22 protein-coding genes are annotated in these 25,279 nt (G+C 60.5%); 8 read left to right on the top strand and 14 right to left on the bottom strand.

Going from position 1 to position 25,279, the window contains the following annotated elements:
- Positions 1-28: 28 nt before the first annotated feature.
- The gene (locus E4P01_RS20940; protein ID WP_148853339.1) at positions 29-922 is read right to left on the bottom strand and encodes a bestrophin family protein; all 894 of its coding nucleotides are present in this window, start codon (positions 920-922) and stop codon (positions 29-31) included.
- Between the two features lie 245 nt (positions 923-1,167).
- Here E4P01_RS20940 and E4P01_RS20935 point away from each other — a divergent pair, with 245 nt between their 5' ends.
- The 5 genes from E4P01_RS20935 to E4P01_RS20915 are packed head-to-tail and all read left to right on the top strand — an operon-like array spanning position 1,168 to position 6,724.
- A complete protein-coding gene (locus tag E4P01_RS20935) occupies positions 1,168-2,817 on the top strand; it encodes an AMP-binding protein (protein ID WP_216091390.1) in 1,650 nt (549 codons plus the stop codon).
- Positions 2,818-2,838: 21 nt separating this feature from the next.
- Entirely contained in the window at positions 2,839-3,606 is a 768-nt protein-coding gene (locus E4P01_RS20930; protein WP_005788301.1) for an SDR family NAD(P)-dependent oxidoreductase, read from the top strand.
- 11 nt (positions 3,607-3,617) lie between these two features.
- Positions 3,618-4,802: an acetyl-CoA C-acyltransferase gene (locus E4P01_RS20925; RefSeq protein ID WP_216091389.1), complete on the top strand. Its 1,185-nt coding sequence runs from the start codon at positions 3,618-3,620 to the stop codon at positions 4,800-4,802.
- A 9-nt stretch (positions 4,803-4,811) separates the two neighbouring features.
- Positions 4,812-5,939: an acyl-CoA dehydrogenase gene (locus tag E4P01_RS20920; RefSeq protein ID WP_032875350.1), complete on the top strand. Its 1,128-nt coding sequence runs from the start codon at positions 4,812-4,814 to the stop codon at positions 5,937-5,939.
- A gap of 11 nt (positions 5,940-5,950) precedes the next feature.
- Positions 5,951-6,724 carry an enoyl-CoA hydratase gene (locus E4P01_RS20915; protein WP_032875347.1) on the top strand — a complete coding sequence of 258 codons (774 nt, stop codon included), beginning with the start codon at positions 5,951-5,953 and terminating at the stop codon, positions 6,722-6,724.
- 136 nt (positions 6,725-6,860) lie between these two features.
- Here the strand turns inward: E4P01_RS20915 and E4P01_RS20910 are convergent, their stop codons facing one another.
- The 12 genes from E4P01_RS20910 to arnC form a co-directional block, all read right to left on the bottom strand.
- The gene (locus tag E4P01_RS20910; RefSeq protein WP_005788309.1) at positions 6,861-8,012 is read right to left on the bottom strand and encodes an acyl-CoA dehydrogenase family protein; all 1,152 of its coding nucleotides are present in this window, start codon (positions 8,010-8,012) and stop codon (positions 6,861-6,863) included.
- A 3-nt stretch (positions 8,013-8,015) separates the two neighbouring features.
- Positions 8,016-9,116 (bottom strand): enoyl-CoA hydratase/isomerase family protein, encoded by a 1,101-nt coding sequence (locus E4P01_RS20905; RefSeq protein ID WP_005788310.1) that lies wholly within the window; start codon positions 9,114-9,116, stop codon positions 8,016-8,018.
- A gap of 131 nt (positions 9,117-9,247) precedes the next feature.
- A complete protein-coding gene (locus E4P01_RS20900) occupies positions 9,248-9,955 on the bottom strand; it encodes an HPP family protein (RefSeq protein ID WP_216091388.1) in 708 nt (235 codons plus the stop codon).
- A gap of 165 nt (positions 9,956-10,120) precedes the next feature.
- Entirely contained in the window at positions 10,121-10,309 is a 189-nt protein-coding gene (locus E4P01_RS20895) for a type VI secretion system contractile sheath small subunit (protein WP_256584644.1), read from the bottom strand.
- A gap of 321 nt (positions 10,310-10,630) precedes the next feature.
- Entirely contained in the window at positions 10,631-12,253 is a 1,623-nt protein-coding gene (locus tag E4P01_RS20890; protein ID WP_216091387.1) for a phospholipid carrier-dependent glycosyltransferase, read from the bottom strand.
- Entirely contained in the window at positions 12,254-13,636 is a 1,383-nt protein-coding gene (locus E4P01_RS20885; protein ID WP_032875337.1) for a UDP-glucose/GDP-mannose dehydrogenase family protein, read from the bottom strand. It abuts the gene before it with no gap.
- Entirely contained in the window at positions 13,633-14,046 is a 414-nt protein-coding gene (gene arnF / locus E4P01_RS20880; RefSeq protein WP_078821367.1) for a 4-amino-4-deoxy-L-arabinose-phosphoundecaprenol flippase subunit ArnF, read from the bottom strand. The genes E4P01_RS20885 and arnF overlap by 4 nt, the downstream gene beginning before the upstream one ends.
- Positions 14,043-14,390, bottom strand: coding sequence for a 4-amino-4-deoxy-L-arabinose-phosphoundecaprenol flippase subunit ArnE (gene arnE / locus E4P01_RS20875; RefSeq protein ID WP_216091386.1), 348 nt, complete (start codon positions 14,388-14,390; stop codon positions 14,043-14,045). The genes arnF and arnE overlap by 4 nt, the downstream gene beginning before the upstream one ends.
- Entirely contained in the window at positions 14,387-16,042 is a 1,656-nt protein-coding gene (gene arnT / locus E4P01_RS20870) for a lipid IV(A) 4-amino-4-deoxy-L-arabinosyltransferase (RefSeq protein WP_216091385.1), read from the bottom strand. Before arnT ends, arnE begins: the two co-directional genes overlap by 4 nt.
- Positions 16,039-16,923 carry a 4-deoxy-4-formamido-L-arabinose-phosphoundecaprenol deformylase gene (gene arnD, locus E4P01_RS20865; protein ID WP_032875325.1) on the bottom strand — a complete coding sequence of 295 codons (885 nt, stop codon included), beginning with the start codon at positions 16,921-16,923 and terminating at the stop codon, positions 16,039-16,041. Before arnD ends, arnT begins: the two co-directional genes overlap by 4 nt.
- Complete coding sequence (arnA, locus tag E4P01_RS20860; RefSeq protein WP_216091384.1) at positions 16,923-18,914, bottom strand: bifunctional UDP-4-amino-4-deoxy-L-arabinose formyltransferase/UDP-glucuronic acid oxidase ArnA; 1,992 nt, start codon at positions 18,912-18,914, stop codon at positions 16,923-16,925. The genes arnD and arnA overlap by 1 nt, the downstream gene beginning before the upstream one ends.
- Positions 18,911-19,951, bottom strand: coding sequence for an undecaprenyl-phosphate 4-deoxy-4-formamido-L-arabinose transferase (gene arnC, locus E4P01_RS20855; protein WP_148853329.1), 1,041 nt, complete (start codon positions 19,949-19,951; stop codon positions 18,911-18,913). The genes arnA and arnC overlap by 4 nt, the downstream gene beginning before the upstream one ends.
- A 410-nt stretch (positions 19,952-20,361) precedes the next feature.
- Here arnC and E4P01_RS20850 point away from each other — a divergent pair, with 410 nt between their 5' ends.
- Positions 20,362-21,174 (top strand): hypothetical protein, encoded by an 813-nt coding sequence (locus E4P01_RS20850; protein ID WP_216091383.1) that lies wholly within the window; start codon positions 20,362-20,364, stop codon positions 21,172-21,174.
- A gap of 106 nt (positions 21,175-21,280) precedes the next feature.
- The gene (locus tag E4P01_RS20845; protein ID WP_216091382.1) at positions 21,281-22,195 is read left to right on the top strand and encodes a tyrosine-type recombinase/integrase; all 915 of its coding nucleotides are present in this window, start codon (positions 21,281-21,283) and stop codon (positions 22,193-22,195) included.
- 22 nt (positions 22,196-22,217) lie between these two features.
- Here the strand turns inward: E4P01_RS20845 and E4P01_RS20840 are convergent, their stop codons facing one another.
- Complete coding sequence (locus E4P01_RS20840; RefSeq protein ID WP_216091381.1) at positions 22,218-23,429, bottom strand: multidrug effflux MFS transporter; 1,212 nt, start codon at positions 23,427-23,429, stop codon at positions 22,218-22,220.
- A 159-nt stretch (positions 23,430-23,588) separates the two neighbouring features.
- Here E4P01_RS20840 and E4P01_RS20835 point away from each other — a divergent pair, with 159 nt between their 5' ends.
- Positions 23,589-25,202, top strand: coding sequence for a methyl-accepting chemotaxis protein (locus E4P01_RS20835; protein ID WP_216091380.1), 1,614 nt, complete (start codon positions 23,589-23,591; stop codon positions 25,200-25,202).
- Positions 25,203-25,279 lie beyond the last annotated feature (77 nt).

Here is a 25,279-nt window from a genome sequence, read left to right as displayed (position 1 = left end):
TCAGTGCAGGGCCAGTGTCAAACCGGCGTCAAGTCAGCACGTACTCCACCGGTTGCGGCGCAGCAGGCAAGTCGACTTCACCGAGGGCCGCCAGGATCTCGCGCTCCAGGGTTCGCAGGATGGCATCGCACGGCAGGTCGTTTTCGTCAAAGCCAAACGGGTCTTCCAATTCATCGCCGATCGCATCCAGACCAAAGAAGGTGTAGCTGACGATTGCAGTGAACACCGGCGTCAACCAGCCCAGCGGTTCGGCCATGGCGAAGGGTAACAGGATGCAGAACAGGTAAATGGTGCGGTGTAACAGCAAGGTGTAGGGGAAGGGCAGCGGAGTGGTCTTGATGCGCTCACAGGACGCCTGCACCTGGCTGAGGCCGACTAGCCGAGCTTCCAGCTGGGTGTAGCGCCATTCACTGATCACACCCTGCCGGGCCAGAACGCACAACCGCGCACCGAGCATCTGCAGCACGCTGTCAGGCAAGTTGGGGTGGCTCGCGCGCACGGCAACCCAGGGCTGCATGGCGCGTACCTCATCTTCATGGCGCAAATGCGCGATCAAGCCATGGGCAAAACCGCATAGCTCACGCAACAGCCCGGCCCGCTCGGGGGTATCGCCGAGCACCTGGGTTTCACGAATCAGCGAGCGTACCTCGATGATCATTTGCCCCAGTTGCTTGCGGCCTTCCCACCAGCGGTCATAACAGGCGTTATTGCGAAAACTCATGAAAATCGACAACGACAAGCCCAGCAAGGTAAAGGGCGTAGCGTTGACCTTGGAAAAATAGGCGGGGTGCAGGGTTTCCACCAGCACGATGACTGAAGCCAGCAGCGTGACCAACAGGCTGCGCCAGGCAATGCGCTTGGCAATCGAGCCCTTGAGGGAAAACAGGATGCCCAGCAGGTTGGGCTTGGGGCGAACGATCATGGCAGGCTTCTGTGAGGGTGCAGGCATCAGGGTAGAAGCTGGCTTGCAGAGCGTCCAATCACTTGGATCGACCGTTTGATCGGTGGGACCAATGATCGGCGTAGCCGCCGATAGCAGGATTGGCCAAACCAGTCAGCCAAGTTGAAGGCTTTGACCATTGCCCCTGCAACGCTCTGGAGCGACTATTTCAGCCGATTTATCCAGTTAAAAAGTCCTGAAAATAAAAATACAGAAGGATTGAAACGATGCGTGAGTATTTGGCCGCCACCACCGAGTTTGATTATCAGCGCACTGTCGATGCCGCACTGGCTGGCAACCTGCAGGCGCTCAATGCCTGCGTGGAGTGCTGTGACCGCCACGCGCTGCCAGGGCGCATCGCGTTGTTCTGGGAGGGGCGGGACGGGCGCAGCGCCACGTCGACCTTTACTGAATTGCAGTATCAGGCCGCACGCTTCGCCAATTTCCTCCTGGCCCAGGGCGTCAAGCGCGGCGACAAGGTGGCGGGCCTGCTGCCACGTACGGCCGAGTTGCTGGTGGTGGTGTTCGCAACCTGGCGCATCGGCGCGGTATATCAGCCGCTGTTTACCGCCTTCGGCCCCAAGGCCATTGAACATCGCCTGACCAGCTCCGGCGCGGCGCTGGTGGTCACCGACGCGGTGAACCGCCCCAAGCTGGCCGAAGTCGCCGGCTGCCCGACCATTGTCACGGTCACCGGCGCCAAGGGCGAGGGCATCGTGCGTGGCGACTATAGCTTCTGGGCTGAGCTGCCCAACTACTCCAACGTCTGCGAGCCGGTGTTGCTGGGCGCGGAGGATCCGTTCCTGCTGATGTTCACTTCGGGCACCACCGGTCCCTCCAAAGCACTCTCGGTGCCGCTCAAAGCCATTGTCGCGTTCCAGGGCTATATGCGCGACGCCGTGGACTTGCGCCCTGAAGACGCGTTCTGGAACGTCGCCGACCCCGGTTGGGCCTATGGCATCTATTTCGGTGTGACCGGGCCGTTGTCCATGGGGCATCCGATTACCTTCTACGACGGCCCGTTCACCCTGGAAAGCACCTGCCGGGTCATCAATAAATACGCGATCACCAACCTGACCGGCTCGCCCACGGCGTATCGATTGCTGATTGCCGGCGGCGAGCAGTTCGCCCGTTCAATCAAGGGCAAGCTGCGCATCGTCAGCAGTGCCGGCGAGCCGTTGAACCCGGAGGTGATCCGCTGGTTCGCCGACAACCTGGAGGTGACCATCCACGACCACTACGGTCAGACCGAGCTGGGCATGGTCTTGTGCAATCACCACGGCCTGACGCATCCGGTGCATGTGGGCTCGGCGGGGTTCGCTTCGCCCGGGCACCGCATCGTGGTGCTGGATGACAACCACCAGGAACTGCCAGCCGGGCAGCCCGGCATTCTGGCCATCGACCGCGAGCAATCGCCGATGTGCTGGTTTGCCGGCTACGACGGTGTGAAAACCAAAGCCTTCGTCGGCAACTACTACCTCAGTGGCGATACGGTGGAATTGAACCCCGACGGCAGTATCAGTTTTGTCGGGCGCAGCGATGACGTGATTACCACTTCCGGCTACCGCGTGGGGCCATTCGATGTCGAAAGCGCCCTGGTCGAACACCCGGCGGTGGTCGAGGCCGCCGTGGTCGGCAAACCATGCCCTGAGCGTACTGAACTGGTGAAAGCCTTCGTGGTGATCAGCGAGCAATACCGCGCCACCCCGGAACTGGCCGAAGAGCTGCGCCTGCATGTACGCCAGCGCCTGGCTGCCCATGCTTACCCACGGGAAATCGAATTTGTCAGCGACTTGCCCAAAACCCCGAGCGGCAAGCTGCAACGCTTCATTTTGCGCAATCAGGAAATAGCCAAGGCCCAGGCGGCCGTGGCTTGATCCCTTTCAAAGGAAACAACGATGCAGATTGAAAACAAGGTATTTCTGGTCAGCGGCGGTGCTTCTGGCCTCGGCGCGGCCACGGCTGACATGCTCATCGCGGCCGGCGCCAAAGTCATGCTGGTGGACTTGAACGCTGACGCCGTTGCCGCCAAGGCCACGCAACTGGGCGACAACGCTCGTAGCACCGTGGCAGATATCTGCCAGGAAGCCGCTGCCGAAACTGCCGTGAAGGCAGCGGTGGAGGCGTTTGGTGGTTTGCATGGCCTGATCAACTGCGCCGGTGTCGTGCGCGGCGAGAAAATCCTTGGCAAGAACGGCCCGCATGGGCTGGCCAGCTTTGCCCAGGTGATCAACGTCAACCTGATCGGCAGCTTCAACCTCTTGCGCCTGGCCGCTGCGGCGATCGCAGAAACCGAAGCGAATGCCGACGGCGAGCGCGGTGTGATCATCAATACCGCCTCGGTGGCGGCATTCGATGGGCAGATCGGCCAGGCCGCGTATGCCGCGTCCAAAGGTGCGATTGCCAGTTTGACCTTGCCCGCCGCTCGGGAACTGGCGCGTTTCGGCATCCGCGTGATGACCATCGCCCCGGGCATTTTCGAAACCCCGATGATGGCCGGCATGACTCCGGAAGTTCGCGACTCCCTGGCCGCTGGCGTGCCGTTTCCACCGCGCCTGGGCAAGCCCGCCGAATATGCCGCGCTGGTGCGACATATCCTTGAAAACAGCATGCTCAATGGTGAGGTGATCCGTCTCGACGGTGCCTTGCGTATGGCCGCCAAGTAAGGAGTGCCTGTATGAACGACCCTATTGTGATTGTCAGCGCCGTGCGCACGCCCATGGGCGGGTTCCAGGGCGACCTCAAAAGCCTGACCGCACCGCAGCTGGGCGCCGCAGCGATTCGTGCCGCCGTTGAACGCGCCGGTATCGCCGCCGATGCGGTAGACGAGGTGCTGTTTGGCTGCGTACTGCCGGCCGGGCTCGGGCAGGCACCTGCACGCCAGGCGGCCCTGGGCGCAGGGCTGGACAAGGGCACCCGCTGCACCACCCTGAACAAGATGTGCGGCTCGGGCATGGAGGCGACGATTCTCGCCCACGACTCATTGCGCGCCGGCAGCGTCGATGTGGTGATCGCCGGCGGCATGGAAAGCATGTCTAACGCACCGTACCTGCTGGATCGTGCGCGCAGCGGCTACCGCATGGGGCACGGCAAGGTGCTTGACCATATGTTTCTCGATGGCCTGGAGGATGCCTACGACAAGGGCCGCCTGATGGGCACCTTTGCCGAAGACTGCGCCGAGCACAACGGCTTTACCCGGGAAGCTCAGGATGCCTTCGCCATCGCGTCCCTGACGCGCGCGCAGGAGGCCATCACCCATGGCAGCTTCGCCAGCGAGATCGTCCCGGTGCAGGTCACCGTGGGTAAGGAACAAAAAACCATCCTGCACGATGAACAGTCGCCTAAAGCCAGGCTGGACAAGATCGCCAGCCTGAAGCCGGCGTTCCGTGAAGGCGGCACCGTCACCGCGGCCAATTCCAGCTCGATCTCCGACGGCGCCGCGGCATTGCTGCTGATGCGCGAGTCGGACGCCCATAAACGTGGCCTCAAGCCGTTGGCGGTGATCCACGGGCACGCCGCGTTTGCCGATGAGCCGGGGCTGTTTCCGGTGGCGCCGGTGGGGGCGATACGCACGTTGATGAGCAAGACTGGCTGGCGCCTGGAAGACGTCGACCTGTTCGAAATCAACGAGGCCTTTGCCGTGGTCAGCCTGGTAACCATGAGCAAGCTTGCGATCCCTCACGACAAGGTCAACGTGCATGGTGGTGCCTGCGCCCTAGGCCATCCTATTGGTGCTTCGGGTGCGCGGATCCTGGTGACACTGCTGTCGGCCCTGCGCCAGAAGGGCCTCAAGCGTGGCGTCGCGGCCATTTGTATCGGCGGCGGTGAAGCCACGGCCATGGCCGTTGAATGCCTCTACTAAGGATGACTTATGCTGCCCAATGACGAACAACTGCAAATCAGCGACGCCGCCCGGCAATTTGCCCAGGAACGCTTGAAGCCGTTCGCCGCCGAATGGGATCGCGAGCATCGCTTTCCCAAGGAAGCCATCGCTGAAATGGCCGAACTGGGCTTTTTCGGCATGTTGGTGCCGGAACAGTGGGGCGGTTGCGACACCGGCTACCTGGCCTACGCCATGGCCCTGGAAGAAATCGCCGCAGGTGACGGCGCGTGCTCGACCATCATGAGTGTGCACAACTCGGTGGGCTGCGTGCCGATCCTCAAATTCGGCAATGACCAGCAAAAGGCCCAATTCCTCACGCCCCTGGCCAGTGGCACCATGCTCGGTGCCTTCGCATTGACCGAACCCCAGGCCGGTTCCGATGCCAGCAGCTTGAAGACCCGTGCACGCCTTGAAGGCGATCACTATGTGCTCAATGGCTGCAAACAGTTCATCACCTCCGGGCAAAACGCCGGGATCGTGATTGTGTTTGCCGTCACCGACCCGGCAGCGGGCAAGCGCGGGATCAGTGCCTTCATCGTACCCACTGACTCTGCGGGCTACACCGTGGCGCGAGTCGAAGACAAGCTCGGGCAACATGCTTCCGACACGTGCCAGATCCTGTTTGAAGACGTGAAGGTGCCCGTGGCCAATCGCCTGGGCGAGGAGGGCGAGGGTTACAAGATCGCCCTGGCCAACCTTGAGGGTGGCCGTGTCGGCATCGCTTCCCAGTCGGTGGGCATGGCCCGCGCCGCCTTCGAAGCAGCCCGCGACTATGCCCGTGAGCGGGAAAGCTTCGGCAAACCGTTGATCGAGCACCAGGCCGTCGCCTTTCGCCTGGCGGACATGGCCACGCAAATTGCCGTGGCCCGGCAGATGGTGCATTACGCCGCGGCCCTGCGTGACAGCGGCAAGCCGGCGTTGGTGGAGGCGTCCATGGCCAAGCTGTTTGCTTCGGAAATGGCCGAGAAAGTCTGTTCGGCCGCCTTGCAAACCCTGGGCGGTTACGGTTACCTGAGCGACTTCCCCCTGGAGCGGATCTACCGCGATGTGCGGGTCTGCCAGATTTACGAAGGCACCAGCGATATTCAACGCATGGTCATCTCACGCAATCTATAAGGAGCCGATACATGAGTTATGAAACCATCCTGCTTGACGTCCAGGGCCGCGTCGGGCTGATTACCCTCAACCGCCCGCAGGCGTTGAACGCCTTGAACGCGCAACTGGTCAGCGAACTGAACCAGGCGCTGGATAACCTGGAGGCCAACCCAGAGGTCGGCTGCATCGTGCTCACCGGCTCGAAAAAAGCCTTTGCGGCCGGCGCCGACATCAAGGAAATGGCCGAGCTGACTTACCCGCAGATCTACATGGACGACCTGTTCAGCGACAGTGACCGTGTGGCCAACCGCCGCAAGCCGATCATTGCGGCGGTGAATGGCTTTGCCCTCGGTGGCGGCTGTGAACTGGCGTTGATGTGCGACTTTATCCTGGCCGGTGACAGTGCCAAATTCGGCCAGCCGGAAATCAATCTCGGCGTGCTGCCGGGCATGGGCGGCACCCAGCGCCTGACCCGCGCCGTGGGCAAGGCCAAGGCCATGGAAATGTGCCTGACCGGGCGCTTTATCGACGCCGTCGAAGCCGAGCGTTGCGGGATCGTGGCGCGTATCGTGCCGGCCGATGAGTTGCTGGAAGAAGCGCTGAAAGTCGCTGCCCTGATCGCCAGTAAGTCAGTGCCGATCAGCATGATGGTCAAGGAGAGCGTGAACCGCGCCTTTGAAGTCAGCCTGTCCGAAGGCGTGCGCTTTGAGCGCCGGGTGTTCCACGCGGCGTTTGCGACCCAGGATCAGAAGGAAGGCATGGCCGCATTCGTGGCCAAGCGGGCGCCGGAGTTCAAGGATAAGTAAAACGCTGTGGGAGGGGGCTTGCTCCCGATGGCGGTGGATCAGTCAGCACATCAGCTACTGAACCACGGCCATCGGGAGCAAGCCCCCTCCCACATTTGAACTGCAGCGTTTGACACAGTTTTTTGCAGTGTGTCAGTCAGAGCTGGTAGTGCTTGAGTTCCCTGGCAATCACCATCCGCTGAATCTCGCTGGTGCCTTCGTAAATCTGCGTGATCCGCGCATCCCGGTAGTAACGCTCCACCGGATAGTCTTCCAGATACCCATACCCCCCATGAATCTGCATCGCCTTGGAGCAGACACGCTCGGCCATTTCCGAGGCAAACAGCTTGGCCTGGGAAGCTTCGGACAAGCATGGTTTGCCGGCACTGCGCAGGCGCGCAGCGTGGAGGATCAGCAAGCGTGCTGCGTTCAGCTGCGTTTGCATGTCAGCCAACAGGTTGGCCACGCTCTGATGTTCGATGATCGCCTTGTCGAACTGCACGCGATCCCGGGCATAAGCCAGCGCTGCTTCAAAGGCGGCGCGGGCGATGCCCAAGGCCTGGGCGGCAATACCGATGCGCCCACCTTCCAGGTTGGACAGGGCGATTGCAAGGCCCTTGCCGCGCTCACCCAGCAGGTTGGCTTGTGGCACGCTGCATTGGTTGAGCGTAACGGCACAGGTGTCCGACGCACGGATGCCCATCTTGTGCTCGGTGCGGTCGACCACAAAACCCGGGGTGTCGGTAGGCACCAGAAACGCTGAAATACCCTTCTTGCCCAGTTCCGGATCGGTCACCGCAAACACGATGGCCAACCTGGCGCGCTTGCCGTTGCTGACAAATTGCTTGGCGCCGTTGATCACCCACTGGCCGTCTTTCAATTCGGCACGGGTGCGCAGGTTGTGGGCTTCGGAGCCGGCCTGAGGTTCGGTCAGGCAGAAGCAGCCGATGGCCTGGCCGCTGGCGAGTTCAGCCAGCCATGTGTGTTTTTGCTCAGCTGTGCCGTAGTTGAGGATAGGCCCGCAACCCACTGAATTGTGGATACTCATCAAGGCGCCAGTGGCGCCGTCACCCGCGGAAATTTCCTCCACGGCCAGCGCGTAGGCCACGTAGTCCACATAGGTGCCGCCCCATTCTTCCGGGACCACCATGCCGAGCAGGCCCAGTTCGCCCATCTTCGCCACCAGCGCGTCGTCGATCCACCCGGCTTTCTCCCAGGCTTGGGCATGGGGAGCAATTTCGCCACGGGCGAAGTCCCGCGCCATGTCGCGGATCATGATTTGTTCTTCTGTGTATTCAAGATCTTGCATGGCTTATTTCTCAATCTGCGCGAAGCTGTGGAAGAAGCTCTCGACGTGGCTGGCATCCAGCGCATTGAGCGTGGGCGGGTTCCAGCGCGGGGCTTTATCCTTGTCGATGATCAGGGCGCGAACGCCTTCAATCAGGTCGCCACGTTCGAACCATTGACGGTCCAGGTGCAGCTCCAGAGCAAAGCACTGTTCCAGCGGGAGGTGCCGACCACGACGCAGCATTTGCAAGGTCACGGCCATGGCCAGGGGCGAGCGGGTCTGCATCAGATGGGCGGTAGTCAACGCCCATTCGTGGGTGTCGGCGACCGTAACTGCCTGCAATTGCTCGACGATGCTAGGTACATCCGGCAGGGCGAAGAAGTGATCAATGACCGGGCGCAGGGCCGCCAGCGGCGCATCGGGCAATTGCTGCACCGCCAGTTTGGCGAGCACACCTTGCAAATCCTTGAGGGGGGAATCGCTCCATTGCAACTGGTCGAGCTTGTTGTCCAGGGCGGGGAGTCTGGCGCTGTCGATAGACCAGTCGGCCAACCCGCAATACAGCGCATCGGCGGCACGTATCTGCACCCCGGTCACGCCAAGGTAAGTCCCCAGCTCACCGGGAATACGCGACAGGAAATAGCTGCCGCCTACATCAGGGAAGTAGCCGATAGCCACTTCCGGCATCGCCAGGCGACTGCGTTCAGTGACGACCCGCAGATCCGCGCCTTGTACCAGGCCCATGCCGCCGCCGAGGACGAAGCCGTCCATCAGTGCCACGACCGGTTTACGGTAATGGTGGATGGCCAGGTCAAGGGCATATTCCTCCACGAAGAAATCCTGGTGCAGGGTGTCGCCGTTCTTGAAACTGTCGTACAGCGAGCGGATATCGCCGCCAGCGCAGAAGGCTTTTTCGCCGGCGCCACGCAGCACCACGGCATAAACCTGCGGGTCATCCGCCCACGCCTGCAGCTGCGCCGTCAACTGGCGGACCATGTCGAGGGTGATGGCATTCAAGCCGGCGGGGCGATTGAGGGTGAGGTGGCCGATATGGTTACGCACTTCACTCAGTACTTCCTGCTGAATATCGGCGTGGCTTGCTTCGGATGAAACCTGAGCAGTCATCACTAACTCCCTGCTTTTATTGTTCTTTATCAAGATGTTCGCGGGCGAACCTTCTCGCGATCCTACCAGTGCAAATTTGCCCAGTACAACCGGTAATCATGCAGGTCGTTTTTGCATTTATGCAGCAGGGATCAAGCCGCGCGGTTGGCCAGGACCTCACCGATACTGCGACGTCGTGCATGGCCTTCTGCTGCGTGGATCAGTTGTTCCAGCTCAGTGGGCTCGACATCGTAAAATTGCTCCATTTCGGCCAGCGCCAGCTTGAGGTCGGCCGCTGTAATCGATGGATCGCTCACGGGCTGAATGCCGAGGACGACAGGAGCAGGCTCGGCTGGCCCCTTGGGGTAACGTGTGCGCGTGGCATTGTTATAGAGCAGTGCGCATCCCAGCAGAGCGCCGGCACCCAGCATGACCGGCGCCAGTTCATGCCAGCCCAGGGCGATGGACGCAGGGTCGGCCAGTACCAGGGTCATGGCCAGGCCACCGGCCGGTGGGTGCAGGCAACGCAGCCAACAAATCAGGATTACCGTCATGCCCGCCGCCAGGCACGCGCTACCCAGGGTTCGCCCCAGTACCCGTGCCACCAGCAATGCAACGATGCCGGCACACAGGTAACTGCCCATGATCGACCATGGCTGGGCCAGCGCTCCCGATGACACCGCAAACAGCAACACGGCCGAAGCGCCAAGGGGGCCGAGCAAATGCAGGGCGACCTCCATGCCGAATACCTGGGCGCAAGCCCAGACACTGAACATTGTGCCCAAGGCCATGCCGATGCCGGCACGACTCCATTCAGCGGGGCGGGTGTTGATTGCAGCGGGTAACCAGCGAGCGAGCATTTAAAGACGATCCATAAACGGCGGGCGAAAAAAAAGGCCTGCCTGGTTTCCCGGTGCAGCCCTTTGAACGTTCCAACATTTGGGGGAGGAACCCGTGCAGTGTGCCGAGGTTGGTCTGATCGCACCACTGCATATTAATGAAGGTTAAACGCAAATATTATGCAGTTAAAGGGTGTCTCCGAAGGTAATGGGGCCTGCCACAGTGGGCGCTGGTGTGCAGAGTTTGCCCAGCACCCGGTTATTGGCCTCTTCATTGAACAAGCGCTCATGCAGGTTTTCGCGCAATTTGGCGTCGTCGGCCAGTGGCCCCTTCAACGCCACCAGCGCGTCGCGCAATGCCATCAAACGATCCAGTCTTGGTAAAGGTACATTCAACAGTTCCTCTCGCACGGCATTGTCCTCTCAATGAAGTAAGCCATCGCGCTTGGGCAGCCTACAGCGTCCTTGTAGTTATGGCGTGCCTTGACCCAAGCGCTTTCGGGACAGCCCTGACGATCGGGTGGTAGATACTTAACGCACGTGGCAGCGAGTCTACCGTCGGGTTCCAGGCACAGGAAGGGAAAGTGCACCAGCTATTACGCAAAGGAATGTAGGTGTTTTCTTGGTGCTTGTGATGAAAGACGCCTACTGGTTAAAGAGTCGGCGTTCTTTCTTACAATGCCCCTGGAAAAGTGCTCATGGCACCGTGGTTTTTACCAGATGCAACAATACGTAGGGGTTCTTGTCGAACTCGCCGGTCAGCGTGGGCGCGATCGAACGCAAGCGTGGATCGTCCAGCCCTTCGAAGTCGGCCTGGCTCATGACCAACCATGCCGGGGCCTGGATCGGCTTCAATTCAATGGGCAATTGGGTAAACAGCGGGACCTTGTCACAATCGAAGTTGACCATGAACTTGATGGCTTTCGCGTCTTTACCCAGCGCGTGCAGCACCACGGGCGCCGGTTGCTGCAGGACTTGAGCCTTGACGGCGAGGCTGAACGTGCGGGTGTCGTATAACCGACGCTCCAGGGGTTCGACCACGAGGATGTAGGTTGTCCAAAGGGCCAGCACTGCAGCCAGGGCCGGGCCATACGTACGCAGTCGGGACTTGAGCAGTGTCAGCAGCGCCAGGATCTGAAGCAGCCCAAGCACGGCGAAGATCACTTCGAGGTGGGCCAGCGGCTCCGGATAACGCCGCCGCGCCACTAGCAGGCCAATCACCAACAGCGTCGGCAATAGCGTCCAGACGCCCAGCATCAGGCCGCGCAGCCAGGCAAACAGTCGCCCCTGTGTCGCCTGGAACGGATACGCGGCAATGATCGCTGCCATCGGCAACATCGGCAGGATATAGCGCGCTTTTTTCGCCTGGGGCACCGACAGGCCCACCATCACCAGCACACCCGCGGCTGCGCAATACAACACCAGCTTCAATGCCGGATCCGGTGTGCGCCGCCCGCCGATCATGACCGCCACCAATACCAATATTGCCAGCGGATAAGCCAGCGCGTAGTTACCCATGGAGCTGGTGAAGTAATACAGCACACCGCCGGAGCCTTCGCTGCCATCCATGCGTCCCAGGAACTGCATACGAATCACGTCATGCATGAAGTCTTCGCCGCCGCTGAGCTTGGCCAGCAGCAGCAACAGACCGACGCACGCTGCCAGCAGCGCCAACGCCAGCAGGCCGAAGCTGAACAGGCTGCGCCATTGGCGGTTGATCAGGTAATAGCTGCACAAAACGCCTGTGGGGATCACCAGGCCAATCGGCCCACGCAGTGCAAACCCGAGCAGCAGCAACACAAACACCCAATGCAAGCGCTTCGCCGCAGCGAAGTGATCATGGGCATAGCCCAGATAGAACACCGCCAGAGTCACGGCGGCGAGCATCTGGTCCAGGGAGACCGCGCGGGTTTCGCTGACAAAGGTGCTGCTGAGCAGCAACATTGCCAGGCTCAAGAGCCCCCAGCGCGGGGAGTAGGGCGCAGTCAGGCGGTAGACCAGCATTACGATCACTGCTGACGCGACCGCGGTGGGCAGCCATGCCGTCAGGCTGGTGACCTGGCCCAATGGCAATGACAGCAGCCAGGTCAGCAGCGTTGAAGTCGCCAGGTAGTCGGCATACGGTTGGCCGTAGGTCGTGGGGAAGAAGCCTGGCCCGTGGCGCAGCATTTCCTGGGCAAACACCACGAAGCGTGAATCAAAGCCGATGATCGCCTGGTGCCAGTTGCCGGCGATAAACAGCACCAGCGCCAAGAGCCCAAGCCCCAGTGACTGGCGACGGATTGTGCTGCTCTGCATGGATGGGAAAGCCTTGTTCACCTAGCCGACATCCCTGACCTGTTCCACCCAGTTTTGCTGGGGAATCGGTAACTCGCAGGAATCGCCACGGCCAATGGGGAAATACTTGAAGCCTTTGCGTGTCAGGCGTTCGCCGTCATACAGGTTGCGGCCATCGAAGATCACCGGGGTTTTCAAGCGCTGATGAATCAGGTCGAAGTCCGGCGCCTTGAATTGTTGCCATTCGGTGCACACGATCAGCGCATCGGCGCCGCCCAGGGTGGACTCCGGGGTGCCCATCAGCATCAGGCGCGGGTCGTCGCCATAGATCCGCTGGGTTTCCTGCATGGCTTCCGGGTCGAAGGCGCGCACATTGGCACCGGCGGCCCACAAGGCTTCCATCAGCACGCGGCTGGGAGCGTCGCGCATGTCATCGGTGTTGGGCTTGAAGGCCAGGCCCCACAGGGCGAAGGTCTTGCCCTTCAGATTGCCCTTGAAGAACGCATTGATGCGCTCGAACAGCTTGCTCTTCTGGCGCTGGTTGATGGCTTCCACTGCTTCGAGCAGGTCGCTGGAGCAGTTGGCTTGCTTGGCGCTATGGATCAAGGCACGCATGTCTTTGGGGAAGCACGAGCCGCCGTAGCCACAGCCTGGGTAGATGAAGTGGTAGCCGATTCGCGAGTCTGCACCAATGCCCAGGCGCACCGATTCAATATCGGCGCCCAGGTGCTCGGCCAGTTCGGCAATCTGGTTGATGAAGCTGATCTTGGTGGCCAACATGCAGTTGGCGGCGTACTTGGTCAGTTCGGCGCTGCGCAGGTCCATAAAGATGATGCGGTCGTGGTTGCGATTGAACGGCGCGTACAGGTCGCGCATGACCTCACGTACTTCCTCGCGCTCGCAGCCAATGATGATGCGGTCCGGGCGGCGGCAGTCGGCAACGGCCGAGCCTTCCTTGAGGAATTCCGGGTTGGAGACAATATCGAACTCCAACTGACGGCCAGCGGCATTCAGGTTCTTTTCGATATGAGCGCGCAGGGTGTCACCGGTGCCGACCGGCACGGTGGATTTCTCCACCAGGATTACCGGCTGCACGCGATGGCGGGAAACGGCGTCACCCACCGACAGCACGTATTTCAGGTCGGCAGAGCCGTCTTCATCCGACGGCGTACCCACGGCGATGAACAACACTTCACCGTGCTCGACAGCGAGTTTTTCGTCGTAGGTAAAATGCAGGCGTCCGCTTTCCAGGTTGTCCTTGACCATCGCGGCCAGGCCCGGCTCGAAGATGGTCACGTGACCTTTCTGGAGCGACTCGACCTTGCTCTTGTCAACGTCCATGCAAATGACATCGTGACCGACTTCGGCTAATACAGTGGCCTGTACCAGACCAACGTAACCACTACCAAATACGCTGATTTTCATGGGGTATTCCTGGGACTTGAGGTGCATGCACGACGAGAGTTGATAACCAGTACGCCGAGGATGACCAAGGCCACCCCCAGGGTTTTTGAAAGCGAGAAAGCTTCGTTGAACACCGGCAGGCTGGCGGCCAGCAGGTAGACCAACGCGTAGCTGATGCTGAGCAGCGAGTAGGCACGGCCCAGAGGCAAATGCTTGAGTGCGCCAAGCCAGCAGAGCATCGACAGCGCGTAGGCGATGATCGCCAGGATCACCACGCCCAGGGCGCTCAGGTCGATGCTGTTGTGGGCGAAGGCGGCCAGCCACTCGGTGGGCAAGGGCAGGCGCGTCATGCTCCAGCGCATGCCCAGTTGGGCGCCACTCACCAGGCCGACACTGCCCAGGGCCAGGGCGAAACCCTTTATGCGGCTCATACCTGGCGCCCCAGCAGCACGACGCCGGCAATCACCAGCCCCACACCCAGCCAGTGGCGGCCATCAATGGGTTCGTGAAATACAAAGCGCGCCATCAGCGTGACCAGCACAAAATTCAGGCTGAGCATGGGGTAGGCAACTCCCACTTCCAAGCGCTGCACTACCAGCAGCCACACCAGCAGGCCCAGGCCCAGGCACACCAACGCTGACCATAACCACGGCGAGCGCACCTTCAATGCCCAGCCTTGAGGCAGGTTCCGCCAGCTTTCCACGGCAAACTTTTGCGATACCTGGCCCATGCAGGTGAGCAAGCAGGCTGTGAGCAGCAGCAGCAGGGTGGTCATGGCGCGACCTGCGGGAAAATGAGGATCACGATCTTGCCTTGGGCATAACGCTTGCCATCGGTGGGCAGCAGCGCGAGCTCGTCCTTTTCACCTTGGCTGTTGACGCGCATCACCACACCCACGGCACCGGTGCGGCGGGTTTGCGCCATCCACGCCTGGATCGCATTACGGTCGACCAGCCGATGGGTCGTGTCGGCGTAAGCCAGCCCGTACTTGACCTCGCCCGAGGTGTTGTAGAGCGTGATATCCGGTCGTTTGAGACGCCAGGACAGTGCAGAAGCAGCGCCCAGATCGTTGCTCAACAGGGCGACAGCGGGCTGTAATTCCTCGATGTGATCGATGATGAACTGGTCCGGGGTCTTGTTATAAACCACCGAATGGGGCAATGCCGCAGGCACCAAAACCACTAGTAGCCCACTGCCAATCAGCGGCGCAGCCCAAAACGTCAAGGGCCGTGCCGCTTGCAGCAGGTTGACCACGATCCAACCGAACAGGAAGATGAACACCAGCACCAGGCTGAAGGTTTCCTCACCCGGCTCGTACACCGGTTTTTTCAACTGGAACCAGCTGAGGGCCAGCAATACCAGCACACCGATCGCCAGGTTCAGCCAGCCATTGATGCGCAGGACGCGACCGTGGCCTTGCTTGAGCTTGTCGCTCAAGGTCGAGCCCATCAGCAACGCCAGGGGCAGCATGCAAGGCATGATGTAGGAGGGCAACTTGCCCTTGGCCAGGCTGAAAAACGCCAGCGGCATCAACAGCCATAGCAGCAGGAATGCGGTTTTCGGCGCGCGCTTTTGCAGCCATGCCTGCTTGAGCGTGGACGGCAACAGGGCTACCCACGGTAGCGCGAACGCTACCAGCAGCGGCAGGTAATACCAGAACGGCTCAGCGTGCTGGGCATCTTCCCCGGCAAAGCGCTGGATGTGCTCGTGCCAGAAAAAGAAATGCCAGTAGTCCGGTTCTTGCAGGTGCACAGCCAATGCCCACGGCACGCTGACAGCAATTGCAACCACCACGGCCACGCCGCCAAACGTGCACAACTCACCCAGGCGTTTTTGCCAGAGGGCGTAGGGCAGGGCGATCAATACCGGTAGCAACCAGGCCAGGAAGCCCTTGGTCATGAAGCCCATGCCGCACGCGAAACCCAACAGCGCCCAGGACCACAGTCGGCCCCGCCGCGTGCTGCTGTCAAAGCAGAACCACAACGCCACGCCGGTCAGGTTGACCCAGAAGGTGAACTGCGGGTCCAGGTTGGAATAACCACCGAGGGCCGCCACGCTGACGAAGCTCATGTACAGCAGGGTGCTGACCAGGCTTTTGTGCGGGTCGTTCCACAACCGGCGGGATACCAGGTAAACCAGCACAATGCTCAAGGCGCTGCTCAAGGCCGAGGCAAACCGCACGCCGAACAGGTTCTGCCCGAAAATCGCCTGGCCCAGCGCAATCATCCAGTAGCCCGCGGCGGGTTTTTCGAAGTAACGAATACCCATGAAGTGCGGTGAGGCCCATTTACCGGTCAGCAGCATTTCCTGGCTGATCTGCGCATAGCGGGTTTCATCGGGAATCCACAGGCCATGGGTGGCCAGCGGCAGCAGGTAAAACGCGGCAAACGCCAGCAGGAGCAGGGGCAAGGCCCAGCGACGAATCATGCCTGCTGTACTCCCAGCCAACCCTCGCGGCCGCTCAATGCGCCGCGCACCAGTTTTTGTTGGGGCAGGGTGGTTACATCTGCGGGCAGAAGATCACCCAAGGGTTTGAAATCAATGCCGCGCTGCCCTGCCTGGGCGAGCAACTGGCGAAAATCATTGGCCATCAAAATCCCTTCAACTTCTGCGTGGATGGTGTAGACGTTCAGCTTCGCTGCGCTGAACCGGTCCAGGATGAAGCGGTTGAAATCATTGGCAGCCACCACCGGCCCGACGACTTCGTCGAAGGTCGGCAGGTCTACCGGAATTTGTGGGGTGCCCGCGCTGCCATCGGCCAGTGTCGGTCGAAACAGGCTGGTGCCCCGGCAATCACTGTTGTAGCGAAAATTGAAGCCTTGCTTGGCTTGCACCACACGTTCGTCGGCGCGCCACCCGGCGGCGGCTGAACAGTCCACGCGCTCGCCTAGGATGTCGCTCAAAGTCTGCACACCACGCCGAATCTGCTCGACCAGCTGTGCCTCGCTCCAACGCCCGGTATTGGCCTGCCAGCCATGGTGATCCCAGGCGTGCAGGCCGACTTCATGCCCGGCGGCCTTGGCCTGGCGCATCAGATGCCCCAGGTCGCGGCCGATCGGCTTGCCTGGCCAGGCGGTGCCGGCCAGCAAGATGTCCCAGCCATACAGGCCGGCGGCGTTGGAACGCAGCATCTTCCACAGAAACTGTGGCCGAATCAGGCGCCACAGATGGCGGCCCATGTTGTCCGGGCCGACACTGAAGAAGAACGTCGCCTTTACCCCGGCTTCATCCAGGGATTCGAGCAGCCGCGGCACACCTTCACGGGTGCCACGGTAGGTGTCGACGTCGATGCGAAGACCTGCCTGCATTACTTTTTATCCGCAATTTCAAGCATGGCTTCACGCAGGAAGAAATCGAGCGTGTTGCCGATGGTTTCGCTCATCTGCACGCTCGGCTCCCAGTTCAGCAGGCGCTTGGCGTTCTCGATGCTCGGCTTGCGGTGCGCCACGTCCTGGTAGCCCGTGCCGTAGAACGCCTTGCTTTCGACGTCGCGGAAACCGGCGAACGGTGGGAAGTTGTGGCGCAGTGGGTGAGCCTCGAACTGACGCAGCAGTTCTTCGCCCAACTGGCGGATGCTCGCTTCGTTTTCCGGATTGCCGATGTTGATGATCTGGCTGTCGCACACGCTATTGTCGTTATCAATGATGCGCGCCAGCGCTTCGATGCCGTCGGCAATGTCGGTGAAGCAACGCTTCTGTTCACCACCGTCGAACAGACGGATCGGCGTGCCTTCCACCAGGTTCAGGATCAATTGGGTAATGGCGCGGGAGCTGCCGATACGCGCAGAGTCCAGGCGGTCCAGGCGCGGGCCCATCCAGTTGAACGGACGGAACAGGGTGAACTTCAGGCCCTTGTCGCCGTAGGCCCAGATCACGCGGTCAAGCAGCTGCTTGGACACCGAGTAGATCCAGCGCTGCTTGTTGACCGGGCCGACCACCAGGTTGGAGGTGTCTTCATCGAAATACTGGTCCTGGCACATGCCATAGACTTCGGAGGTCGAGGGGAAGATCACGCGCTTGTTGTACTTGACGCAGTAGCGCACCAGCTTGAGGTTTTCTTCGAAGTCCAGTTCGAACACACGCAGTGGGTTACGGGTGTATTCGATTGGCGTGGCGATGGCAACCAATGGCAGGACCACGTCGCATTTCTTGATGTGGTATTCGATCCACTCGGTGTGGATGCTGATATCGCCTTCCACATAATGGAAATTCGGGTGGCTGCGCAGACGCTCGATGGCGTCGGAGCCGATGTCCAGGCCATAGACTTCGTAACGGTCGTCACGCAGCAGGCGCTCGGACAGGTGGTTACCGATAAAGCCGTTTACGCCCAGGATCAACACGCGGGTACGACGTGGCTTGCGGCCAGACTCGGCGCCGCGCAGTACGGAGCCATCCACCAGGCCCAGTTCATCGGCCAGGGCCGGACCGGCCAGGTACAGGCCGTTTTCGTTACGCTGGCCAAACTTGATGACCAAGGAGTCTTCACCGCAGGCAATACGCAGCGGGTTGACGCTGATCACACGGCCTGGCGCCAAACCGTCGTTGCCCTTGACCACGTCGGCTTGCCATACGATCAGCTTGTGCTCGCCCACTGCGCAGAAGGCGCCCGGGTACGGCTGCGTCACCGCGCGCACCAGGTTGAACAGTTGTTCGGCAGGCTTTTTCCAGTCCAGCTTGCCATCGGCGGCAGTGCGGCGGCCAAAATAGGTGGCTTGGTTTTCGTCCTGGGCGGTTTCGGTGAGCTTGCCCAGGGCCAATTGTGGCAGCGCGTCGCGCAGCAAGGCTGTGGCCGCATCACGCAATTTGGCGTGCAGGCTCAGGCCGGTGTCGGTGCGGTCGATGCTGACTTTCTGCTGGGCGAGGATGGCGCCGGCATCGGCACGCTTGACCATGCGGTGCAGGGTGACGCCGGTTTCGGTTTCGCCGTTGACCAACACCCAGTTGGCCGGGGCGCGGCCACGGTATTTAGGTAGCAACGAACCGTGCAGGTTGAACGCGCCCTTGCGGGCGGTGGCCAGCAACGGTTCGCTCAGCAGGTTGCGGTAGTAGAAGGAGAAGATGTACTCCGGGTTCAACTTGGCGATGCGCTCGACCCACAGCGGGTGGTTGGCGTCTTCCGGGGCGTGCACCGGGATGCCATGGCGTGCGCAGAGTTGGGCGACGGAGCCGTAGAAATTGTTTTCCTTGGGGTCATCGGCATGGGTGAACACGGCAGCAATGTCGTAACCCGCACCGAGCAGGGCTTCAATGCCTGCACAGCCGATATCGTGGTAAGCGAAGACAACAGCTTTTGAACTCATGACTGAACCTGATCCGAAGGAGAAGTAGAAGTAGAAGTATGGGAAGACACCAGGCCGTCAACGACGACGACTGGAGTCGGTGCTGCCGGCTGGTTGCGCAGCACTTTTTCAATAAAGAAGCGCGGGCGGGCGCGTACATCGCTGTACATGCGGCCCAGGTATTCGCCCAGCAGGCCCATGCCGATGAACTGGCCACCGGTAAACACGAACAGCACCGCAAACAGCACGAACAGACCATCACCCGCCCAATCGGCGCCGAAGGCCAGGCGCATGACGATCAGCGCAAAGGCGAACAGCACGCCCAACGCCGCGAGGCTGAAACCGACGATGGACAGCAGGCGCAATGGTGTGGTGGTCATGCAGGTCAGCAGGTCGAACATCAAGCTGATCAGGCGCATGGCGCTGTATTTGGACTCGCCGTGCTCACGCTCGGCGTGGTGCACGAGGATTTCCGTGGTATGGCGGGCAAAGCCGTTGGCCAGGATCGGGATGAAGGTGCTGCGTTCACGGCAGGCGAGCATGGCGTCGACGATGGTGCGGCGGTAGGCACGCAACATGCAGCCGTAGTCGGTCATGGCCACGCCGGTAGAGCGCTGCACGGCCAGGTTGATCAAGCGCGACGGCCAGCGACGGAACGCGGAGTCCTGGCGGTTGTTACGCACGGTGGCGACCACGTCGTAGCCCAGGGCAGCTTGCTCCACCAGGCGCGGGATCTCTTCCGGCGGGTTCTGCAAGTCGGCGTCGAGGGTAATTACGACTTCGCCACGGCACTGTTCGAAGCCGGCCATGATCGCGGCGTGCTGGCCGTAGTTGCGGTTGAGGATCACCGCTACAACATGGCTGCCTTCTTCAGCGGCGGCGTCTTCGAGCAGTTGGGCCGAATTGTCGCGGCTACCGTCATCCACCAGGATGATTTCGTATTCGTAGGCCAGCTGCTTGCAGGCTGCTGTAGTACGACGCAGCAGCTCCGGCAGGCTCTCTTGTTCGTTGTAGACCGGGATAACGATCGACACGCAGTGAATAGGGTAGGGTTTCAAAGTTTCATGACCTCGGCTGGAGCAACTTGACGCGTGAAAACAGCAGCAATCATCGGGCAGAACTACAGCCCGCAGATGACAACGCGGCGCTAAAGATAAAGCGTAATCAACAGGTTAGTCGATAAACCACGGAATGCCCTGAAGTACTGCTTACAAGGTTAAGCGCAAATGTGTGCAACGAATATGAAAGGCGGATGAAAAACTCGTTTATTTGACAGGTAGACAGCTAGGGTTCAGCTAAGTAATCAAGGCGTTACATGTGCAGGCCGGATGGTCAGATCGGAACGCTGTGCCGGGCGTTTGGTTCAATCCGGGCGCTCCCGCTCGGCCAATGCCGGTGATTGAACAATCTTCTCTGCATTGGCGCTCAAGTGCCGGTAAAGTAAGCCATCTCTTGCCAGGGTACTCGGATGAATAGCGTGCAGCTTTTGCGCGGCCAGTTGCGGCCTGCGTTGATGGGATTATTGATGACGATGGCCTGTGTCACCAGCGTACGCGCCGATGAAGGGATCGCACTGACCAGCATTGAACAGGTGCCGGAAGGTGTGGAAGTGCCCGGCAAGCAAGTCGGTGCTTATACCTGGGATGACCTTCAGGGCAAGAACCTGCTGGTACTCGCCGAGCAGGTCAGCGAGCGGGAGGATGATGGCACCCAGTCGGCGTTTGTCTACGCAGCGCAGTACCTGCTCACGGGCGATCGCCCCAAGCGGGTCTGGATGCTGCACGACGACGTGCAACACTGCGAGTTCGACGCCAGCCTGCGCTTTGATCAGGCGGCCACCAAAGTCACCGACCTGCTGCGCGACGGCAATACCCAGGTCACGGTCGGTTATTCGCGCACCTGTACCAGTGATGTGAGCCCCAATGAGTTCAAGCTGATCATGCGGGTCGGCAAGTCCGGCAAGTATCGCCTGCGCGGCCTCGATCGCGTCGGCGCCAGTTGGTGGGACGAAGATGCCGGTGCCCTGCGCGGCATGCCCTTGCCCACTGACTGCAGCGTCGAGGCCCAACAGAAGTTGGTCAGCCAGTACAAGGAGCAGGGCACCGAACTGCCACTGCCAGGCTGCTATGGCGACGAGAAGGACTTTGCCAAGGCCCCGGCTGGCTACCTGACGTTTATGCGTGGGCATTGGTTTGCGCTGATGCAGCGACAGGACGCTGACTGGAGCCAGTCCCTGGCGCAACCGCAGGAACCGGCAGAGGAAGTCGAATTGGCGCCGTGATTTTGTGCCAGGGCCGCGCCTGGGTTAGACTCAGTCTTCGCCAATCCACTAAATACATCGATTAATCAACGAGTTGATTGATGTATTTAATCCAAAGGCTGATCCCTTGACCGAGACTATCCGCAACCCGCTGACCCTCTACCTCACTCGCCTGGCGCCCTCCAGCCAACTGACCATGCGCTACGTGCTGCAGGATGCCGCCGACCGCCTGGGTTTCGAAGACCTCAACCTCGAAGACATTGACTGGCATTTACTGCAACCCGAACACGTCGTCGCACTGGTGGCCGCATTACGCGAGGACGGCTATGCGCCGAATACCTCATCGCTGTACGTGAATGCGGTACGAGGAGTGATGAATGAAGCGTGGCGCATGAGCTTGATCAGCCAGGATCACCTGTTGAAGATGCGCTCGGTCAAGGCTGCCGCCGGTACGCGCCTGGGGCAGCGCCGTAACCTGCGTCGTACACTGATCCGCGAGATGCTCGATGTATGCGCCGCCGATCCTCGGCCCCAGGGGCTGCGGGATGCCGCAGTAATCGGCCTGTTGTATGGTTCCGGGATGCGCAAGTCGGAGTCGGTCAATCTCGACCTCGCGCAGATCAATTTTGATCAGCGCAGCCTGCGGGTGATCGGCAAAGGTAATAAGGAACTGATCAAGTACGCGCCGGACTGGGCGTTCGCAAAACTGCGGGCGTGGCTTGAGTTTCGTCGTGAACAACTCAAGGAAGGTGAGCAGGACGACACCTTTCTGTTCAACCGTATCCGCCGGGGCAGCCACATCACGCGCGAACGCATTACCAAACATGCGATTTATTACATTGCTCGGCAGCGCGGTGATCAGGTGGGTGTGAAAATCATGCCCCATGATTTCCGCCGTTCGTTCATCACCCGAGTGATCGAAGAGCATGATTTGTCGATTGCCCAGAAATTGGCGCATCACACCAATATCCAGACCACCGCCAGCTACGACGTACGCGACGACAATGAGCGGCGCAGGGCAGTGGACCGCTTTGATCTGTGAGCTGGGCGGGGTAGGGCAAGCCTCAGGAGGAGGGCGGGACGCTTGAGGCCAGGTGCGCCGGCAACCGGCGCAAGGTCCACAACGTGGTGAGCATTGCGGCAAGCGCACATAGCGCAATGCCGATCAACATCGGTGCAGGAGTATGGTCGGCGAATACGCCCACCAGGGTCATCGAAACGGCCGCGGTAACCATCTGGATCGCGCCAAGCAAGGCAGACGCAGAGCCTGCCACCGCGCCATGATCTTCCAGCGACAGCACACCTGCCGCCGGCAGCAACAGGCCGAGAAAACCGAACCCAATAAACAGCAGGCCCATCATCAAGGGCAGGCTATCACCCCAGAATGTGGTGGCTGCCAACAGGGCCATGACCGTGGCTACTGCGACCACCGACCAACGAATAAGCGGCGCCAGACCAAACCGTGCGCTCAGGCGTGCGGTCAGTTGGCTCATGGCAAAAAACGAGGCGGCGTTGAGGGCAAAACACATGCTGAACTGCGTCGGTGTCAGGCCGAAATACTCGATGTATACGAAGGGCGCGCTGCCGATAAATACAAAGAAGGTCGCAAGGCCAAACCCGCACACCACCGATAACCCGGTGAATACCGGGTCGCGCAACAGCGCTCCATAACTGCCGAATGCATTGCCCAGGGTCTTGCCCAAACGGCGTTCGGCCGGGTGGGTTTCCGGTAGTTGCACGATGGTCATGACCAGGCACAGCACGGCGACCACCGCCAGCACAGCAAATACTTCGCGCCAACTCCAGATCGAAATCACCAGGCTGCCGGCCAGCGGCGCGAGGATTGGCGAAACACTCATCACCAGCATCAGCAAAGCCATCAGGCGCGCTGCCTCATGGCCGGTGTACAGGTCGCGCACGATCGCCCGCGGGATCACCATCCCCGCACAGGCACCGAACGCCTGTATGGCACGAAATCCGATCAATACTTCGATCGTCGGCGCCAATGCGCAGCCGATACTGCCAACGGTAAAGATCACCAAACCCGCATAAATCGGCAGTTTGCGCCCGAACACATCGCTGATCGGCCCGTAGAACAACTGGCACACACCAATGACCATGAAGAACACGGTGAGGCTCATCTGCACCGCCGCCGGTGAGGCCCCAAGGCTTGCGCCCAGGGTTGGCAGCGCGGGCAGGTAGATGTCGATGGCAAACGGGCCGACGGCGGTGATCAAGCCCAGCAGCAGGGCGAGATGGGCGATACTTCGAGACATTTGGCAGGTCCGGCTGGAGCAAAGGACGGTCAGCTTAAGTGAAACGCGCAGATCCGCAAACTTAGGCTTCACTAACAAGGAGTTGTTGCCGATACAGCTAACAGTGAGCACTTGAACGGTTGGATTCCCAACCGATGGTCCTGGCACGGGGATACCAGCATGACGATCAAATTACGCTTGATGCTGTTGATTGGGACCGGATTGCTCACCGCCTTGATCATGAGCCTGGCCAGCTATTTGGGAAATACCCGGATGGGCGATGCGGTACAGGACAATGACGTCAGCATGACCGTGCTGCGTAATCACATGGAAGCCGACATGATGCACGACGCCCTGCGTGCCGACGTGCTATCGGCCATGTTGGTGGGGCTAGGCAAAAGCACCAGCACACCAGCCCAGGTCAACAGCTCGCTCAAGGAACATGCCGAACACTTTCGCCAGGTGCTGGCGGACAACTTCAAGCAGCCGTTGGACGATGCAATCAAGGCGAGCCTGGAAAACATCAAGCCCAGCCTGGATACCTATATCAGCGCCGGTGAGCGTATCGTCGCGCAGGCCCTGGACAACCCCGAAGCCGCCCGTGGTGAGCTGGAGACCTTCAATGCCGCGTTCAGTCGGCTGGAAGATCAAATGGCGGCCTTGAGCGAACTGATCGAAAACAAGACTCAACTGACCAGTATCAGTACCCGACAAACCATCAGCCACGCCAATTGGACCCTGGCCGTGGTACTGATCGCCAGCCTGTTACTGCTGCTGGCACAAGGGCGCTGGGTGATCCTGAGCATCATGGGGCCACTGCGTACCGCCAGCCGCATTGCCGACAGCATTGCCCATGGCAACTTGAGCGAACCTATTATCGAGCCCAGAAATCACGATGAAGCCAGTGCGCTGATTCGCAGCCTGGCCACCATGCAGCGGGATTTGCGCGGCATGATTGAAGTGGTTCGCAGCAACGCCCACGGCGTCAATGGCATGAGCGAACAACTGAGCCAGGGTTGCCATGAAGTCGCAGGCAGCAGTCAACAGCAAAGCGCCGCCGCCAGCACCATGGCCGCCGCCGCTAGCGAAATGACTGCCAGCATCGAGGAAATCACTCGCCACGCCCAACGCGCCCTCGACATGGCCAACCAGGCAGAAACCCTGGCCAAGGACGGCGGCCGCGTCATTCACCAGGTTGTCAGCGACATGGATGGCATTGCCCGTTCAGCGCAGCAATCGGCCCAAGTGATCCGCACACTGGACAAGGAGTCCGAGGCGATCTACAGCATTATTCAAGTGATCAAAGGCATCGCCGACCAGACCAACCTGCTGGCCCTGAACGCCGCCATCGAAGCCGCCCGTGCAGGTGAGCAGGGCCGCGGCTTTGCAGTCGTCGCCGATGAAGTGCGCAGCCTGGCCGGACGCACCAGCGCATCCACGCAGGAGATCGCCAGTATGGTCGGGCGCATCCAGCTGAACACCCGGGAAGCGGTGACCAGCATGGAGGAGGGCGTTGCTCAAGTGGACAAGGGCATGGCCGTTACCGCCGAAGTGGAACGCGCCATTCGCGAGATCCTTCAGGCCACGCTCAGCACCACCGAATTGGTCAACGATATTTCCCGCACCATCAGCGAGCAAAGCCTGGCCAGCAATGAAATTGCTCACCAGGTGGAGATGATTGCAGGTATGTCGCAAAACAACAGCCGCGTGATTGGAGACACGGCGTCAACGACGGATGAATTGTCGAGTTTGGCGGGGAAGCTTTCGCAGTCGGTGGATCGGTTCAGGTTGTGAACCGACCTATCTATATATAACTCAACTAAATAGTCATCTAGTTTAGTTATAGTCAGTGGTTATATAATAAGGGCAGA

Source organism: Pseudomonas sp. NCIMB 10586 (assembly GCF_023127895.1).
Taxonomy (GTDB): Bacteria; Pseudomonadota; Gammaproteobacteria; order Pseudomonadales; family Pseudomonadaceae; genus Aquipseudomonas; species Aquipseudomonas synxantha_A.
This window is presented reverse-complemented; position numbering and strand designations above follow the sequence as displayed.